Origin of the sequence: Spirosoma lacussanchae, from assembly GCF_005870035.1 — a bacterium.
Lineage (GTDB): Bacteria > Bacteroidota > Bacteroidia > Cytophagales > Spirosomataceae > Spirosoma > Spirosoma lacussanchae.
The window spans coordinates 556,258-574,249 of record NZ_SWJG01000002.1 but is presented as its reverse complement, the minus strand read 5'-3'; the positions used below and the strand labels follow the sequence as shown (position 1 = coordinate 574,249).

Here is a 17,992-nt window from a genome sequence, read left to right as displayed (position 1 = left end):
TTGTCAGGCCAGTTGCCGTAACCGCAGGTGCTGAAGCAACATAATGGTTTTTCCATCTTTGATCTCGCCCGTTCCGATCATGGCCATGGCCTGACTGAGTGGCAGCTCCAGTATATCGATCTCCTCTTCATCGATTCCGCCACCGGCTTCTCGTTCGGTGTCGGCCGTGTATTCAGCCAGGTAGAAAAACAGCTTTTCGGTGACTGAGCCGGGACTCATATACGCTTCCATCACTTTCTCGACCGCCTGCAGCCGATAGCCGGTCTCTTCTTCCGTTTCGCGAAGAATAGCCGTTTGCGGATCGTCGTTGTCCAGCAGGCCGGCGCAGGTCTCGATCAGCATACCAGCCAGTGGGCCACCGGTATCATTGCCATTGACGTAGGTTGGTAGCCGAAACTGGCGGGTCAGGATAACGGTGTCGGTTTCGGGGTTGTGCAACAATATGGTCGCGCCGTTGCCACGATCATAGGCTTCGCGTTGCTGCGTAGTCCATTGTCCGTTTTTCCCCAAATAATCGAAGGTGTATCGTCTTAATACATACCAGTTGTCAGACAGCAGTTTTTCGTCGGTTATGCGAATACGTTCAGCCACCATTTGTTTATTTATGTTTGAAATTGTTTATTTTTGAACAAAAGAAGAGAAATGATATGAATTTTCAAAATCGCAAACGGCTCATTGTACAAACGGTAGAGGAACGCGGCTCGGTAGAGGTGCAGGAACTGGCTGAGTTGTTGCACACCTCTGAGATGACAGTTCGGCGCGATTTGGTGCAGCTGGCGGCCCAGGGGCTGGTCTACCGGACGCGGGGCGGGGCCATGAAGGTGAGTGCGGTTACCGATGCCTTTCGGTTTGAAAACAAAGCCGCCGTTAATGCTGACCAGAAAGATTATATCTGCCAGCTGGCCGCTCAAACCATTCAGGAAGGCGACATACTTTTCATGGATTGTGGCAGTACCGTTTTCCGGTTATGCCCGTTTATTCGCAACCGGCGTATTACGGTCATCACCAATTCGCTGCCGGTTGTTGCCGAGTTGATAAACAGTTCGGTATCGGTAAACCTGGTGGGGGGCGAAGTGGACAAAGACCGGCAGGCAGTACATGGCCTTATTGCCGAGGAGCACATAGCCCGCTACCGGGCCAACCGGGCCTTCATTGGCGTTGATGGCATTTCACTACGCAAAGGACTGACAGCCAACAGCGAACGAGAAGCCAGCACCGCCGTAGCCATGGCCCGGCAGGCCGAAACAACGTACCTGCTGTGTCACTCCGCTAAATTGGAAACCGAGAAATACCTCTATTTTGCGCCTTTAACCCTGTTCGACATCCTGATTACGGACAATGAAGCCCGACCCGATGTCGTTGACGCCTACCGGCAGGCGGGGGTTACTGTGATGAACTAACCCATGTGGCAGATCTGGATTGATACAGGCGGAACCTTTACCGATGGGCTCGGCCTGGCCCCCAACGGCGTTTTACACCGCACAAAAGTGCTCAGCAGTAGCCGACTTCGGGCCCAGCTGATTCATGATCGGCTAACCGCGTCATGGCTGACTGCCCCCCTCTTCGACGGGTACCAGCTCCGGCTCATCGAAACGGGCGAAACATTTACGGTGGCATCGCTGAACGCCGACGGGCAGTTAGTCGTAAACGCCCCAACCGGCCCCGTAGACGGCTCGGCGCTACTTCGGGCGCGGGGGCTGGACCGGCTAACGGTAGAACTGTTCACGAACGAAGAAGCCCCGGTACTCGCCACCCGGCTGCTGACCCAAACCCCGCTCCAGCAGCCTTTTCCGGCCCTGGACATGCGGCTGGGTACCACCCGGGGCACCAATGCGCTACTCGAGCGAAAAGGCGCCCGGGTTGCGTTGCTGATCACCAAAGGCTTTCGGGATTTGCTCCGAATCGGTACCCAGCAGCGACCCAACCTGTTTCAGCTGGCTATACCACCCGCCGAGGTGCTGTATGAAGAGGTATTCGAAGTTGACGAACGCATGGCTGCCGACGGCCAGGTACTGACGTCACTGGCCGGGCCTGCGCTCGCGACACTCATCGATCAGCTCCGGCAGATCAAACCCGAGGCCGTGGCGATCTCGCTGCTGAATGCCTATCGGAATCCGGCGCATGAGCAGCAGCTACGCGAGACACTACTGGCCGAAGGGTTTCCTGTCATCACCCTCTCCACCGACGTATCGACCGCCCCCGGCTACGTTTCCCGCACCCAGACCGCCGTCATCGACGCGTATCTGACTCCGGTGCTGCGGTCATACCTAAACAACGTACAGACGCAGTTGGGTAACGGCACAGCGGGCAAACAGCCCGTGCGGGTTATGACCAGTGCGGGTGGGCTAGTGCGGGCGGATCTGTTCCGGCCCAAAGACAGCCTGCTCAGCGGCCCTGCGGGTGGTGTCATTGGCGCAGCGGCTGTAGCCAACAGCCTGATGCAACCCGGCACCCTAACCCTCGACATGGGTGGCACCAGCACCGATGTAGCCAGGATTCAGCAAACCCCCGACTATCGTTATTCGACTCCCATCGGCCCGTTTGACCTGCAGCTTCCGTCGCTGTCGATCGAAACCGTGGCGGCCGGCGGAGGCTCCATCTGCTGGTTTGACGGCGCTCAGCTGCGCGTAGGGCCACAGAGCGCCGGTGCCAACCCCGGTCCGGCCTGTTACGGAGCTACCTCCCCGTCGGCCCCGGCGCTGTTGACCATTACGGATGTCAACTTGCTGCTGGGCAAACTTCATCCCAGCCAGTTCGGCATTCCGGTCTTCCCCGAGAAAGCACAGGATGCCCTGCAGACCATAAGCCTTCAAATTGAGTCGAAGACCGGCACCCAACCCGATCCGGCTACCCTGCTGCGCGGATTCGAACGCATTGCGAACGAAACGATGGCGGGGGCTATCCGCAAAATTTCGGTAGCCAAAGGGTTTGATCCTGCCCACTATAGCCTGCTGGTCTTCGGCGGAGCCGGCGGACTCCACGGCTGTGCCATCGCCCGGCTTCTGGGTATGGAACGAATTATACTTCCTTTCGACGGGGGGCTGCTCAGTGCCTATGGGATCGGTCAGGCTCGTATCGAACGAATGGCTGCCCGGTCGGTGCTTCAGCCGCTTCATCAGGTTAGCGACCAGCTACCGACCATCGCCAGCGAGCTGGTTGAGCAGGCTACCCGGGCCCTGCGGCAGGACATAGCCGCGGATGCTGCTATCAGAACCGACTCCGTGAACGTATTTCTTCGGCTCCAGGGGCAGGAGGCCAGCCTGGAAATACCCTTCAGCGATAACCTGGCCGACGATTTCCGAACCAGGTACCAGCAACTCTACGGGCACTATCCCGGCACCAGCACCGGCCAGCCCCGCCCGATCGACGTAGAAAGTCTACGGGTTGTTGTCAGTACAATCAGCCCTGAGGTTCCGGAGAACGGGCCGCCGGTCAGCCATCGGCATGCTGTTTCGTCGTTCGAGACGGATACCTACCCGGCCTATGACTGGACCCGCTTGCGGGAAGGCGACACCTTCCGTGGCCCGGCCTTGCTGCTGAATACCACCTCCTCGGCCTTCGTTGAACCCGGCTGGCGTGTAGTGATCCAGGCTGACCAGAATGCGCTTATTAACTACATTGCCGACTACGATTCTCCGGATGATTTCCAGTCCGGGCCAATTTCGACGGACGAAGCGGAGCAGGCCGACGTTATTCAGCTGGAGCTATTCACCCAGCGTTTTCGGGCTATTGCCGAAGAGATGGGCGCGCAGCTCCAGCGTACTGCGTTCTCAACCAATGTAAAAGAACGACTCGATTTTTCGTGCGCCCTGCTCGACGCCCGGGCCGAGCTGGTAGCCAACGCTCCCCATATTCCGGTTCATCTGGGCAGTCTGGGCGTATGCGCGCGGCTTTGCCTCGATAAACTCCCCCTGGCTCCGGGCGATGTCATTATCACCAACCACCCGAAATACGGCGGTTCCCATCTGCCCGATGTCACCCTCCTGCAGGGCGTATTTACGGACGACGCGCAGCTGATCGGCTACGTCATCAACCGGGCTCACCACGCCGAAATAGGCGGCAAAGTGCCGGGATCGATGCCCCCCGATGCTACCCGGCTGGCCGAGGAAGGGGTCGTACTGGAGCCCCAGTATGTTGTTAAAGCAGGTCAGTTTTTGTGGGATGGCGATGCGGGAACGGGCTTACAGGCACGGTTCACGCAGGCGCCCTACCCCACCCGCTCCCTGGCCGAGAACCGCGCCGATATAGAAGCCGCCCTGGCCTCGCTGCGGGCGGGCGAAACGGCTCTGCGCACCCTCGTCCGGCAATACGGTCTGGCTACGGTTCAGCAGTATATGACCCAGCTGAAGAACTCCGCTACCGCAATCATCACAACTGTACTGCATCGCTTCGACGGGCAGACCTTCGCGGCCGACGAATCACTCGACGACGGGCATACGATTCGGGTGAGTCTGACCATAGCCAATGGGCGTATCACCATCGACTTTTCGGGCACTTCGGCCGTACACCCCCATAATCTGAACGCCAACGTTTCGATTCTGCACAGCGCCATTCTGTATGTGCTCCGGTTGTGGGTAGGGACCGACGCTACCGTCAGTGATATACCGCTCAACGAAGGGCTGATGGCACCCGTGGATTTGGTTCTGCCCGAATCCTCATTCCTGAACCCAGTCTTTCCCAACCATGAAACGGAATGTCCGGCCGTGGTGGGCGGCAATACCGAGGTGAGCCAGCGGCTGGTCGATACGCTGCTGAAGGCCTTGGGACTGGCGGCCTGCAGTCAGGGGACCATGAACAATTTTCTGTTCGGCACCGCCACGATGGGCTATTACGAAACCATTGGCGGAGGCACGGGAGCGACGCCGGGCGCTGACGGGCGTTCGGCGGTTCATCAGCACATGACTAACACTAAACTGACCGACCCCGAAGAACTGGAACGACGCTACCCCGTCCGGCTCCACCAGTTCGGCATACGCCCCGGCTCGGGCGGCAGCGGCCAGTGGCGCGGTGGCGATGGCATTGTTCGTGAGATCGAGTTTCTGGAACCAGCCCAGGCTACCCTGCTGAGTCAGCACCGGCTGATGGCGCCCTATGGCTTAGGGGGCGGCCAGCCCGGTGCGGTAGGCCGGCAAACCCTGCTCCGGCAGGATGGCAGCGAAGAAGACATGCCTGGCATTTTCACCCGACCCATGCAGGCTGGCGAACGCATCCGCATCGAAACCCCCGGCGGTGGCGGAGTCGGGTAAATCCGGATGGGCCGCCCCTTTTCACCCTAATATCCCGCCAGACCATAGATAGAAAAACCTAACTGCCTGCCCGGCATTACCTTACTTAACTGACAACCAGCACCTTGAAAAGGTTACTCAGCTTTTTAGGGGCATCGACTGGGCTTACAGGCGGGAAACCGGTTATCGTTTATTGCTTATGTTTTCAACCAGACGAAATTTCTTATCGTCGCTCACGGCACTTACCGGCGCGACGTTGCTCCCCGATATCAAGCCAGCGGAAGGGCATTCGGCTGCGCCGGAGCGCCAGCCTCTTTCCTGCAACGCCTATACCTGGAGCACCTTTTACGGGCGTGAGCAGAAAGACTGGATGGCCGACCCCGACGCGTCGCTGAGCGAGTATGTAAAGACCGGACTAACCGCCTACGAACCGTCGTTTACCAGCGTCGATGAGGTGAAAAAGCTGGCGCCTTACCTGACTAAGTACAAGCTGACGATGCCATCTCTGTACGTCAACAGCTCGCTGCACCAACCCGACGAGGCCCCAAAATCTATCGCGTCGGTACTGGCCATTGCTGAGGCCGTGAAGCCCCTGGGCTCGCGGGTGATCGTTACCAACCCCAACCCCATCCGCTGGGGCACCAAAGACGACAAGACCGATGAACAACTGGCCGAACAGGTCAAAAATCTCGACCGGCTCGGGGCTGAACTCCGCCAGCGGGGGATGACCCTTGCCTATCATACCCATGCGCCCGAACACCGGCAGGCGGCCCGTGAATTTCATCATATGCTACTGGGCTCCGATCCTAAAAATGTGTCGCTCTGCCTGGACGCCCACTGGGTATACCGGGGGTCGGGCAATTCGCAGATAGCCCTGTTCGACGTGGTCCGGCTTTACGGTAACCGCATCGTTGAGGTACACATCCGCCAGTCGAAAAACGGCGTCTGGCAGGAGTCTTTTTCCGACGGCGACATCGACTACCGGCGACTGACCAGCGCCCTGAAAGCGCACAACCGCAGGCCGCTGCTGGTGCTGGAGCAATGTCTCGAAGAAGGCTCTCCGAATACAATGGGAGCAGTTGAAGCCCAGAAACGCAACATCGCTTATTCGAACGAAGTCTTCGCCGGACTCATCTGAGTTCATCAGTCGGTATTGGCAACAATTTCTGTGTGGTCGGGTTATACTTCCAATACATACACACTCCATGTTATGACTACCGATCTGAACAAACCGGAAACCCAACAGAAAGAGCCGAAGAACATTCAACCGAATATCGGTCTGGAGAAAGACTCGCTCAAAAAAGCGAATGAACTGCTCAATGCCTACCTGGCCGACCTGCACGTTCTCTATATTAAAACCCGTAAATATCACTGGAACGTAGCGGGTCCGAGCTTTAAGGAATACCACGAGTTTTTCGAAGAGCAATATAAAGCGCTCGAAGAAATGATCGACGAGGTTGCCGAACGCATCCGTACCCTGGGTGGTAAGCCACTCTCCACTATGGCTGAATTCATCAAAGGCACCAGCCTGGAAGAAGACACCAGTGGTGAGATAAAAACCCGCGATATGTTCGATCGGCTGCTGGCCGATCACGAGCAGATTACCCGAGAACTGCGCGAAGACGTTGACACCTGCGACGAAGACCTGAACGACGCCGGTACGGCCGACTTCCTGACCGGTATGATGGAGGCCCACGAGAAAATGGCGTGGATGCTTCGGAAGTACTTGTCCTAACTGGACGATGAACGATAAATGATGAATAATGGATTGTAGTTTTTTTCGGCTACATTCATCGTTCATCATTTATCATTTGTAGACGTGCCTAAATCGCTCTCCCTCCGCGCTGGTCTTGGCAGCGTGCTTTTCTGGTCGGTTATCTCGGCGGCTTTCATCGGTCCCGGCACCGTTACGACCTGCGCCATGGCTGGCTCCGGCTTCGGCCTTCGGCTGCTCTGGGCGCTGACCTTCTCCACCCTCGGTACTATTTTGTTGCAGGAAGCCGCGGCTCGGGTAACCATAGCTTCCGGCTTGAGTCTGGGCGAACTGTTGACACAAACCTACGGCTCCCGGGTACGCGGGCTGATGACGGTACTGTTTGGGGCCGTCGCGCTGGGTTGCGCAGCCTATCAGGCCGGTAATATTTTGGGAGCAGTATCCGGCCTGGCGCTACTAACGGGTGTGCCGAGTCAGGTGTTAACGGTAGGAGTCGGTATTGTCTGCGTGGGCCTATTGTGGCAAGGCTCTACCCGCCTTATTGCAAACCTCCTGGGGCTGATTGTCTTTGCCATGGGGCTTTGCTTCGCCTATGTAGCGGTCAGCGTGGCGCCTAATACGATGGAATTAACCAAAGCCCTTTTTATTCCTGCCTTGCCCGACGGGTCTACCGTACTGGTCATTGGGTTAATCGGCACTACCATTGTTCCCTATAATCTGTTTTTAGGCTCGGGCATCGGGCAGGGTCAATCGCTGACCGAAATGCGGTTTGGTATTGCATTGGCTGTCCTGATCGGTGGCTTCATCTCCATGGCAATTCTGGTTTCGGGCATGCTCGTTACGGGCGATTTCTCCTTTCAAACGTTTGAACAGACATTGTCCGCTCGCCTGGGAAGCTGGGCAGGTGCGCTGTTCGGCTTCGGGCTTTTTGCCGCTGGTTTTACGTCGGCCCTGACCGCCCCCCTGGCCGCTGCCGTTACGGGTCGAAGTATGCTGGGCTGGTCTGAACAATCCGGCCGCTACCGGGCAACCTGGCTTATCGTAATGGCCGTAGGGCTGACGTTTGGCCTGCTCGGCGTGAAACCCATTCCGGTAATCATTCTGGCGCAGGCGGCCAACGGCCTGCTGCTTCCGCTGGTGACCGTCTTTTTGTTACTGGCCGTCAACAACAAAACCCTTTTACCGGCTCAATACCGCAACCGGCCCTGGCAGAATGTAGCCATGCTGCTGGTTGTGGCGCTTACGACCTTTCTGGGTTTACGTAATGTATGGCTGGCCATAGAGGCCGGGCAGTTCTAGCGCAGTTCATCTGCCTGACCTGACCTCCTCCTGTCGGGTAACGGACAGATACACAGTCGGTAAAAAACCGGGGTTTACTGGATACATAGAAAGCCAGCCGCTAATTACCTTTACGCTAACAAGCAAATAGCCTCTTACCCTGACGGTTATGAACGCATCTGTTTACGTTAAATGGAGTTTACTCACGGCCGTTGTGCTGCACACAATGAGTAGCTGTGCGCCTACCATAACGACCTACCAGCTGGAACCCGCTTCGGGCGATATCACTACTATTGACGGTCGGCCCGTTACCAAGGCGGAAGATAACGGCGTAGGGGTTGTGGCGTCGTTCGAACGCGAAGACCTGGAGTATGCCGTACTCGATATTGAAATTAAGAACCGAACCGACCACCCGATCAGCATCAACCCTGCCGATTTTCGGTTTGTGGCCTTAGGCCCGCACCAGGACACCCTGCCCGATCCGCACAGCACCGGCCTGCCCCTCGCCCAATCAGCCGCCGACCCAACTTATGAAGCCAGTCGGATCGGTATCAAACGCAAACAGGAAGAAAAACGGCTGAAACGGGCCAAGATCATGAATACCGTGCTGCTCGTAGCCGCAGTTGCCTCGGATGTATCGTCCTCAACGAATCGAAACCGAACTTCGTACCGGGAATGGGTGAATAACCGGGTTACGCATGATTTCATGTACCAGGGCATAGCCGCCAAGCGCGCCATCGATTACGGCACCTTCGCCAACCGAATGCAACGCTACGATTACGAAGAATACCGCTGGCGCGAACTAGCCCTTAGAGCCAATACGCTTGAGCCCAACGAGTCGATACGCGGATTTGTATACTTGCCCAAAGTAGCCTCAGCCAACTACATAGCGCTCAGCTATACCCTGCCCGAACAGGCTACCGTACCGCTGCTCTTCAAACAGGGCTTCATAACGGAAAAGAAAAAACGCCGGCGCTAGCCAAACCTACCACTCGTCGTCGTCATCGTCGAACGCCTGGCGGGCGCGCTGCAACTCCTGTAACGCCTTCTGGTTATTCTGTACCTCTGCCAGCCTGATCCCTTTTTGGTAAAGTTCGGCCGCCTTATCGCGCTCATCCAGCTCGGCATACAAAGCGGCTACGTGGTAATACGTCGGCAGATAATCAGGATGATCGCTCAGGAGTTGGTCGAAATAAACCCGTGCCTGCTCGGGCTGACTGTTCATGTATTCCATGGCCAGCGCATAAACATTGAACGGCTCTCCGGGTTCTTCCTGTACAAATCGAATTAATTGTTGGATACGCTCGTTATTCATTGAGGCAAGAAAATTAGTATGCATGCATACTTTCTATAGGCGTATGATTACTTTTGCGCCGTAAAAGTAATGGTTAGTTTTCCGTTGTCTGCTGCCAACCGGCAGAAAGCAGGCTTCGAAAAACCGATCATCAGTCACTATATCAACCAAAACCGCATAGCCAATGAAGATTTTAGTGTGTGTGACGAGTGTGCCCGACACCACCACCAAAATTGCCTTTACGGACAATAACACCAGGCTCAACAAAGCGGGTGTAACGTTCATCACCGGCCCTTACGACGATTACGCACTGGCGCGGGCCGTTGAGCTAAAAGAAAAACTAGGTGCCAGCGTAACGGTCCTGAACGTAGGCGAAGCCGACGCCGAACCCGTCATCCGCAAATGTCTGGCTATCGGCGCCGACGATGCGATCCGGGTTAATGCCGAACCAACCGACGCTTATTTTGTAGCGGAACAGATTGCGGCCATTGCCAAAGATGCGCAGTACGATCTGATCCTGATGGGCCGCGAATCAATCGATTACAATGGCGGTCAGGTACACGGTATTGTTGGCGAGATGCTTGGCATTCCGTCTATCTCACCGGTTATGCTTCTGGATATCGCCGGCGACACGGCTCAGATCACCCGCGAAATTGAGGGTGGCAAAGAAGAGCTGGAGGCTAAGCTTCCGTTGGTTTTAGGTTGCCAGGAGCCGATTGCCGAATGGAAGATTCCGAACATGCGTGGTATCATGACCGCCCGGACTAAGCCGCTGAAGATTGTAGAACCAACCGGCACAGACAAACTGACCGCCGTCGGTAGCTACGAACTCCCCGCTCCCCGTGGCAGCGTGAAAATGATCAAGGCCGAAGAAGCCGAAACCCTGATCCAGCTCCTGCGCACCGAAGCTAAAGTTATCTGATCAAAGCTGTTTTCACCGGGTGGTTCCTGGACCTCGTCCGACGAACCGCGTGTCGAAAACCATAAACCGAAACCTCGTATATGTCTGTTCTCATATTTGCCGAATTAGACGAAGGCAAACTCAAGAAATCTTCACAGGAAGCAATTTTTTACGGCGCCAAGGTCGCGGCAATGCTCGGCACATCGGCCACCGCTATTGTAATTGGCCAGGCCGACGACAGCGAGCTGGCTTCGGCCGGTCGTTTTGGCGCCACCAAGGTGCTCCACGCGGCCGACGGCAAGCTTAACGAACCCAACGGCATGGCCTACGCTACCGTTGTTTCGGCCGCAGCGCAGCAGGAAAGCAGTAAAGTAGTTGTACTCGCCAAATCATCCCTGGCCGATGCGATGACGGCGCGGCTGGCCGGCAAACTCAAGGCGGGTCTGGCGGCCAATGTGATCGAATTACCCGACCTGTCGGCTGGCTTTCGGGTCAAAAGCAGCATTTATACTGGTAAAGCCTTTGCCTATAATGATCTGAAAGCCGACGTAAAAATTCTGGCTATTAAGAAAAACACCATTACGCCGGAAGAAAGTGAGGCAACGGCCTCCGTAGAGACTTTTTCGCCCACCCTTAACGAGAACGATTTCGTAATCACCGTTAAGAAAACGGAAAAAGCCACTGGCGATGTCCTGTTGCCCGAAGCCGATCTGGTTGTTTCGGCCGGTCGCGGTCTGAAAGGTCCCGAAAACTGGGCCATTGTAGAAGACCTGGCTAAGGCGCTGGGAGCCGCAACGGCCTGCTCGAAGCCGGTGTCGGATCTGGACTGGCGCCCTCACCATGAGCACGTTGGGCAAACCGGAATCAAAGTAAGCCCAAATTTGTACATAGCCGCCGGAATTTCAGGCGCTATACAACATCTGGCTGGCGTAAACTCCTCAAAGGTAATTGTTGTTATCAATAAAGACCCCGAGGCTCCGTTCTTCAAGTCGGCCGATTATGGTATCGTTGGCGACGTGTTCGACGTATTACCGCGGCTTACGAAGGCAGTGCAGGGGCTGTAACCGATCGGGAGTAGCAACAGAGCCACCCCGCTTGTCGTATAGATGACTAATTTCATAAATCGGTAGGCACGCAGACGCTTACTTATTATGCACCAGGTGGCCCTGTTACTACTTTTGATTAAATTCGCGCTGTGGATAAGATTAAGCTGGAAATACTAGGACTATCGCCCAGTCAGTCGCAGTCGGGTTCGTTTGCGCTGGTACTGGGAGAAGAATATGGCAACCGCCGGTTGCCAATCATCATTGGCATGTTTGAGGCCCAGGCAATCGCCATTGAGATTGAAAAAATCGTTCCGAATCGGCCGATGACGCACGACCTGTTCAAGCAGTTTGCGGAGCAGTTTCGGTTTACGGTTCGCGAGATCGTAATTTCGGATTTGCGCGAAGGCATCTTTTTCGCCAAAATCGTCTGTTTCGATGGCGTTCGCGAAACGGTCATCGATGCTCGCCCATCCGATGCTATTGCCATCGGCATTCGGTTCGATGTACCCATCTACACGAACGAGTCGATCTTGTCCGAAGCAGGAATCACCGCAAGTGGCAGCGACGAAGAGGAAGAGCAGGAAGAACTGGTTCGCTCGACACCTAACCGACCCTCGTCACGCTCTTTCGGTGATCAGCTGAAAAATGCGTCGTCGGAAGAATTGCAGAAGATGCTCGAAGAAGCGCTTGGCAACGAGGAATACGAGCGAGCTGCCAAGATTCGTGACGAGATGAGCAAACGCAACTAAATCATTTATTTTCAGCATATGTATACGCAAAAGCCATTCCCGTCGGGGAGTGGCTTTTGCGCTTATTTCTTCTTACGTTTTCTCACGACCAGCTCCCGATACCCAAACGCAGGGTCGGGCTCACGCGTATAGGTGATCTCAGGCATGACGCCAATCAACAATTCGGCGGTGGTGTATATGGTACAGCCGTCCAGCAGATGACCGCCCAGCGTACGCCCTGTCGAGTCGGAAACTGACAGATGGATGTGACTCCCATTGGCGGAAAGAGTACCAACCAGCGATACGATTTCGAAGTGCCCATGCCATGTACTGGGTCCTTCCTGATTGGCCAGCCGCAGCGTCACGTCAGTCAAACTGCCCACACAGGTCAGTATAGCCCCCGCCCCGATTCGCTGTTGCTGCACCACTTTTTCCAGTTCTTTTTTCAGATCCTGACCCGGCCTGAGCCGGAATGAATACGTGTGCATGGCCGCACCAACGGGCGTCGGTTGGGCGTGTGTATTGTCCGGAAGCATGACCAGAAGGGGTAAAATCAGCAATAAAAAAGCCTGCATTGGTGTTATGAAATTAGTGATACTGACTGAGGAATGCGAACATACACAACCTGGTTTCGGCAGAAAATTACCCTGCTGTTCCCCTCTTTGCAAGCCTGTTTCTGCCTGCTTTTCTTCACCGCCTTTTCAGCGCCAAACGAATCGGCAGTTCAACTATCAACATTGACAGCCGATATACCGCGCCCATCGAAATTTGTTACCGTCGATTATGGCGTAATTGACGCTTACGCCCGCAAGACACCAGAATCGGCAACCCGAAACCTGAATACGCTCAGCGATTATCTGACAGCGCCCGCCCGCAGCGAACTGGCCAAGGCCCGCTCGGTCTACGCCTGGATTACGTCGCATGTGCAGTATGACGAGGATGCCTATAGCGGTCAGCGTTACTCCTCCGAGACCGAGTATGCCGGCCGTGTGCTCCGGAGCCGGAAGACCGTCTGTACGGGCTTTGCCCTGCTTTACAAACACCTGCTCAACCGGGCCGGCATTGAGGTCGTAAACGTCAAGGGGTACTCTCGTACCAACGATAGTGAGGCCGGCCAGCCGATTCGTTATATTGATCATGAATGGAACGCGGTCCGGCTCGATGGTGATTGGTATCTGGTCGATATTGCCTGGGCCCAAACAACGGCAAAAGGTGGTCAGCCCAACGACTTTTATTTTCTTACGGAGCCCGTTGCATTCGGCGCCAACCATTTCCCGGCCGACCAGCGCTGGCAGCTTCTCGACAAGCCATTCAGTAAAGCACAGTTTGACCAATTTCCCAAGATCTACGATGCCTACTTCCGACTTGGATTCGACGACAACTTTCCCAAAACAGGTCTAATCCGGTCGACCAACGCGGTTACTCTCACGCTTCAAACCAGCCAGCCCGTTGAGTTTATTTGCTCGCTGGGCCGGCAAAACGGCTCTACTACGAGCCATGTTCCGATCAGCATCCAGCTGACGGCTGATGGCTATCGGTTAACAGTGCCAATCAAACAGCGCGGCACCCATACGTTACATGTGTATGCTAAACCTAAAGGTGCCCGCACCGAACGCTACAAATCCTACGAAGCTATTTCTGCTTTTACCGTAGTCTATTAATAACCTTTTTCCCCCTGCCTGATCGACACCTAACAAAAAAACCGGAAGCGTTGGCTCCCGGTTTTTTTGTTGGGTTTTCTGTGCTTATTCTACACCGAACATCACATCCGAACGACGGCCACTGTTGCCACCCCGGCGACGTGGTGTCTGCTTACGAGGTGCAGGCGGTGCCAGCAGTTTCGTACGCTCAGCGTCGGTCAGCGGTTTCAGATCAGTGATCGAGTATGTGTTGTCGCTGATGATCGTATTGAAGCTTCCCACCTGCTGCTCAGGCTGACCGTTGATCGGCAGCTTGGTGACAGTGAACACAGCGCGGAAGTACGATACCTGCGGACGAACTCGACGACCTTTGTAGCGGATACCACCGTTGTTTTCGATGTTGCTCTTCTCAGTCTGCAGCGTTGTAGCCAGATTGCCTGGAATGTCGCGCAGGTTCAGGATCACCGTGTTGGTGTCGAACTCAACTTCACCCGTAGCCAGACGGCGGTTCAGGCTTCTGTAGAACAGACGGTTCTTCTTGATCGTCTTACCGGTGATCTCACCGTTACAGTAACAGATACTGGTGAAGTCACGTGAGCCAGGCGTTCTGTAGAATACTTCCAGGCGCTCCAGACGGTGACGGAAACGAGACTCTTTGTCGATAGGGACACGTACGTTGGCGAAGCTTGTCGTAGCCACTTCGCTCATGCAGGAGCCACATTTGGCCGACTGGCGGCTGTGTACCGTTACGTAGTAGAAGCCACGGTTCAGCTGACCGTTCGTGAAGTACTGAGCGGGGAATGTCAGCGTGGTATCGGTGGTGTTCTCTAGCTGCGCGATCACCTGATCAGCACCCGGAGCACCCGCTACTACTGAATCGGCACGGTAGTACAGACGAGCGGTGAAGGTTTCGTTCTTCGGATTCGGAGTCGTGCTGCGCCAGCTGATAACCGGGGCGGCTGCCGATGGATTAACAGGCTGATCCGTGTACGAGAGCGATACGCCTTTGAGCGACTGACCATTGAACTGAACGCTCAGCTGCGGAATAGAATCGCAGGTTGGGCAGACAGTTGGTGCTTTCGGGATCAGCTTCTTCTGAACGAATCCTTTGCGAACAGCTACACCAGCACTAAAGCCACCATGTTGACGACGGAACTCCAGCAGTTGATCCTGGATACCGTTTACAATGATGTAGTTCAGACGGGTGAAGAAGCCCTGGCCCTGGATACCGATGTTCCAGTTGTTTCTGCCCACCGGGAAGAAAACGCCCAGCGATCCGATCACGCCCGGATGATACAGCCGGTAGCTTGGGTTTACAGTCCGAAGCAGAGCACCACCTTCTACGAACGAAGGAATGTTCGTTGGGAGCGATCCACCCTGCGACGGGATGAAAGCCGCGATCGTTGCGGCTTCGGTACGGAACAGACCACCCCGTACGCCAGCCTCAATAAAGGTGGTAGCATCTGGGTTACGACGGCTGCGAGCTACGGTGAAGGTCAGGACCGGACCGACAGTCAGGAACATGTCTTCCGAAGCACGCTGACGAATGGTTACCTGATCCCGGTTAACGCCCCGCACGGCAGCAAGGCCGTACAGATAATCCCGATAAACACCGCGCGTAATGTAATTCTGATAACCCAGTGCAGCGCCAACACCGAACCGTAAACGACGGGTTGCAGGTGTCAGGAAGTAATCAATGTTACCCGTGATGTTGAAGCCAGCACCATTGTACAGGGTGTTGTCACGACGGGTAGGACCAAACGTGTTTTCCCAGGTACCGCAATAGGCGAAGTTGGGACCGGCAAACAGTCCGATCCGCCAGGGCGACAGGCGCCGTACGAGTACAAACGTTTGGAACGTGGTGTCGCAATCGTCAAGCTCTGCCACATCGCTCGCCTGCGCTTTGAAGTCGTCCCGACGTAACGTATCGGTATAAACTCCTTTGCCTAGTCGATAAATGTTTTCGCGGGAGTAAGCTCGGTTGGGAGTTGTTGAACTCGGTACGGCGTCCCGACGGACTGTGTCTGCCTCTTGAGCAAGACCGACAGAAGGCATTGCAAAACCTAGCAACACGAGTCCAGCCAGCATCCGCATGGGGTGTTGTTGGATAAATGTTCGCATACTTATTGAGTTAATTTTGACGCAATGTTTCAAACTAAACTGTAATTCTCCCAAACGCGGCTACGGAAACTTAGGGAACGGCCTATCCACTGTTAAGGTGTTTTTTTTTACTTTTTAGCCAATCTGTTATGCCTTAGCCGCCTATCGGTTAACCTGACAATTCTTCTTGACTAGTTTCCCAAGTAAAATGTTTTCAAAATTTCGGCATCCCTGTAAAGATACCGTGCCTTTGACAACGCTGCTCCCGTCCGATTGTAACCCGATTGGGTTTGTGGTTGTATGCCGGATGGGTATGCTTACCATCCTCAAACAGCCCTCCAATGGTGAATTTTGGTGCAATGTTAATGGGTTATTACAAAAGTCAATTCATCTGGCTACTTTTTTTTCATCTTTCGAATAAAGTAACCTTTAAAATCATCCAATTTGCGTGAGGCTGACGGCGAGATTTCTGCTCATAACCGCTCCAAACCCCATTTAGCGACTAGAATCGATATGTTTTGCCGATCTCTATGAGCAAATTTATCAGTGGTCAATTATAAGTATTGTGTATTGATTAAAAAATCAGATCAGGTCGTTTTCGCAAATAGTTATGATTTTTCTACTGTAATTCCAATTTACCCTTCTGCTACGACTGGCATACTAAACACATTGGTGATTAATGGTCCCTAATTCGTCCGTGACCGCTCGCTTCATCTGAAGCATTCGCCGATAATGGGGCTTCATCTGGCTATAGGTAAGGTGAGTTTCGCCGACGGATTTGTAGCCATGTTTTTTGTAAAAAGCGATAGCATTTACGTTGCTGTCCATTACGTGTAACCAGGTATAATTCCGGCCATAATGTTGGGCGGTTGCGTGCGCATAATTCATGAGCCGTGTTCCAAGACCTAAGCCGGTAAACTCGTTTAAAAAATAGAGTCGTTCGACCTGTAATCCCCCTGGCTCATTAGCAAGATCGTTGTTGAGCTTCATCTTCATATACCCAACCGGTTTTCCGTCTACGCACGCATAATAAAACAGAACGCCAGGCTCAACAATCTCTTTCCTAAGCTGATCTGTATTATAGGTATGTTCCTGGTACCAGACCCCGTTATCGTACCATAAATGCTGGTAGTGTTGCGGGTAAATAGTCAGGCATAAAGCCGACAGCTCAGCAGCCTGATCGGCCCGTATCGGCGCACTGATTTCTGTATACTCCCTGCTGCGGTTCACTGACGTCCTTTCATAAATTCGCCGGTAGCTGACTTCAGCAGACCGGCAAATGAGTTCAGACAAAAGAGTACCCCTCTGTCAACAAGTGCTTTAGCCTGATCACCGGTAGCCGCCGTGGTACCTACAATTAAACCCGCTTTCCGGATTCGATCAACTACGCTACCAATCGTGCGCTTAACCTCGTCATGTCCGGGCCCATCGTAATACCCCATGCTCATCGCCAGATCACGGGGGCCTATCACGAACCCGTCTACTCCTTCTACAGCCAGCAGCTCATCAAGATTATTGATAGCTTCGCGGTCTTCAATCTGCGGCAAAACCAAGGTCTGCTCATTCGAAAACTGAACGAACTCTCCCTGGTTCATATCCCCCAGCAGATAGTCTGCCGCCCGAACAGGAGCCACTCCCCGATTACCCAACGGTGGAAATTTTACCGCCCTAACGAGCGCTTCCAGTTCCGCTACGGTGCGAACCCCCGGCATCATGATTCCTTGCACTCCAGTATCCAGGTACTGCCCGATGAGCTTGGCGTCATTGCTTCGCACCCGGGCCAGTGGCGTAATACCACTCGTTTCGCAGGCACGCACAATGTCCTGAACCTGGGCTGTTGTAACGGGGCTGTGCTCACCGTCGATCATATAGAAATCCAGACCCGAAAAGCCACACAGTTCTGCTACGGTTGGATCGGTCGTGTTCGACAGCACGCCCAGGACAGGCAGGTTGTTTTTGAGTCGGGTTTTAACAATGTTTGGCTTCATGAAGCAGGAAAAAGAGACCGGTGACAGATCCGAAGGACTGGCTATATAGGTAAACTGACAAAGTAAAGGAGTTTTGAT

At 54.6% G+C, this 17,992-nt stretch carries 16 protein-coding genes; 10 read left to right on the top strand and 6 right to left on the bottom strand.

Annotated features, from left to right (window positions below):
* Positions 1 to 3: 3 nt before the first annotated feature.
* Positions 4 to 594 (bottom strand): NUDIX domain-containing protein, encoded by a 591-nt coding sequence (locus FBR45_RS12780; protein WP_138502871.1) that lies wholly within the window; start codon positions 592 to 594, stop codon positions 4 to 6.
* 53 nt (positions 595 to 647) lie between these two features.
* Here FBR45_RS12780 and FBR45_RS12775 point away from each other — a divergent pair, with 53 nt between their 5' ends.
* The 6 genes from FBR45_RS12775 (at position 648) to FBR45_RS12750 (ending at position 9,196) form a co-directional block, all read left to right on the top strand.
* Positions 648 to 1,400 (top strand): DeoR/GlpR family DNA-binding transcription regulator, encoded by a 753-nt coding sequence (locus FBR45_RS12775; RefSeq protein ID WP_138502869.1) that lies wholly within the window; start codon positions 648 to 650, stop codon positions 1,398 to 1,400.
* Positions 1,401 to 1,403: 3 nt separating this feature from the next.
* Positions 1,404 to 5,246, top strand: coding sequence for a hydantoinase B/oxoprolinase family protein (locus FBR45_RS12770; RefSeq protein WP_138502867.1), 3,843 nt, complete (start codon positions 1,404 to 1,406; stop codon positions 5,244 to 5,246).
* 178 nt (positions 5,247 to 5,424) lie between these two features.
* A complete protein-coding gene (locus tag FBR45_RS12765) occupies positions 5,425 to 6,363 on the top strand; it encodes a sugar phosphate isomerase/epimerase family protein (RefSeq protein WP_138502865.1) in 939 nt (312 codons plus the stop codon).
* Positions 6,364 to 6,435: 72 nt separating this feature from the next.
* Positions 6,436 to 6,960: a Dps family protein gene (locus FBR45_RS12760; protein WP_138502863.1), complete on the top strand. Its 525-nt coding sequence runs from the start codon at positions 6,436 to 6,438 to the stop codon at positions 6,958 to 6,960.
* An 84-nt stretch (positions 6,961 to 7,044) separates the two neighbouring features.
* Positions 7,045 to 8,238 (top strand): Nramp family divalent metal transporter, encoded by a 1,194-nt coding sequence (locus FBR45_RS12755; RefSeq protein ID WP_138502861.1) that lies wholly within the window; start codon positions 7,045 to 7,047, stop codon positions 8,236 to 8,238.
* A 148-nt stretch (positions 8,239 to 8,386) separates the two neighbouring features.
* Positions 8,387 to 9,196 (top strand): hypothetical protein, encoded by an 810-nt coding sequence (locus FBR45_RS12750; RefSeq protein ID WP_138502859.1) that lies wholly within the window; start codon positions 8,387 to 8,389, stop codon positions 9,194 to 9,196.
* 6 nt (positions 9,197 to 9,202) lie between these two features.
* On the opposite strand, the gene FBR45_RS12745 is transcribed toward FBR45_RS12750, so the two are convergent.
* Complete coding sequence (locus FBR45_RS12745) at positions 9,203 to 9,532, bottom strand: tetratricopeptide repeat protein (RefSeq protein ID WP_138502857.1); 330 nt, start codon at positions 9,530 to 9,532, stop codon at positions 9,203 to 9,205.
* Between the two features lie 163 nt (positions 9,533 to 9,695).
* On the opposite strand from FBR45_RS12745, the gene FBR45_RS12740 reads away from it, so the two are divergent.
* From FBR45_RS12740 to FBR45_RS12730, 3 genes are all read left to right on the top strand, one after another.
* Positions 9,696 to 10,433, top strand: coding sequence for an electron transfer flavoprotein subunit beta/FixA family protein (locus tag FBR45_RS12740; protein ID WP_077921928.1), 738 nt, complete (start codon positions 9,696 to 9,698; stop codon positions 10,431 to 10,433).
* A gap of 80 nt (positions 10,434 to 10,513) precedes the next feature.
* Complete coding sequence (locus tag FBR45_RS12735) at positions 10,514 to 11,476, top strand: electron transfer flavoprotein subunit alpha/FixB family protein (protein ID WP_138502855.1); 963 nt, start codon at positions 10,514 to 10,516, stop codon at positions 11,474 to 11,476.
* Positions 11,477 to 11,607: 131 nt separating this feature from the next.
* Positions 11,608 to 12,207, top strand: coding sequence for a bifunctional nuclease family protein (locus FBR45_RS12730; protein WP_138502853.1), 600 nt, complete (start codon positions 11,608 to 11,610; stop codon positions 12,205 to 12,207).
* Positions 12,208 to 12,269: 62 nt separating this feature from the next.
* Here FBR45_RS12730 and FBR45_RS12725 read toward each other — a convergent pair whose 3' ends face one another.
* Entirely contained in the window at positions 12,270 to 12,674 is a 405-nt protein-coding gene (locus FBR45_RS12725) for a PPC domain-containing DNA-binding protein (RefSeq protein ID WP_138503111.1), read from the bottom strand.
* Between the two features lie 120 nt (positions 12,675 to 12,794).
* Between FBR45_RS12725 and FBR45_RS12720 the strand changes: the two genes are divergently transcribed.
* The gene (locus FBR45_RS12720; protein WP_138502851.1) at positions 12,795 to 13,847 is read left to right on the top strand and encodes a transglutaminase domain-containing protein; all 1,053 of its coding nucleotides are present in this window, start codon (positions 12,795 to 12,797) and stop codon (positions 13,845 to 13,847) included.
* 84 nt (positions 13,848 to 13,931) lie between these two features.
* Here the strand turns inward: FBR45_RS12720 and FBR45_RS12715 are convergent, their stop codons facing one another.
* From FBR45_RS12715 to FBR45_RS12705, 3 genes are all read right to left on the bottom strand, one after another.
* A complete protein-coding gene (locus FBR45_RS12715; protein WP_394344371.1) occupies positions 13,932 to 15,947 on the bottom strand; it encodes a hypothetical protein in 2,016 nt (671 codons plus the stop codon).
* A gap of 639 nt (positions 15,948 to 16,586) precedes the next feature.
* Positions 16,587 to 17,156, bottom strand: a complete 570-nt coding sequence (locus FBR45_RS12710; protein WP_171044882.1) for a GNAT family N-acetyltransferase — start codon at positions 17,154 to 17,156, stop codon at positions 16,587 to 16,589.
* Positions 17,153 to 17,914, bottom strand: a complete 762-nt coding sequence (locus tag FBR45_RS12705; protein WP_138502847.1) for an HpcH/HpaI aldolase family protein — start codon at positions 17,912 to 17,914, stop codon at positions 17,153 to 17,155. The genes FBR45_RS12710 and FBR45_RS12705 overlap by 4 nt, the downstream gene beginning before the upstream one ends.
* Positions 17,915 to 17,992: the final 78 nt, after the last annotated feature.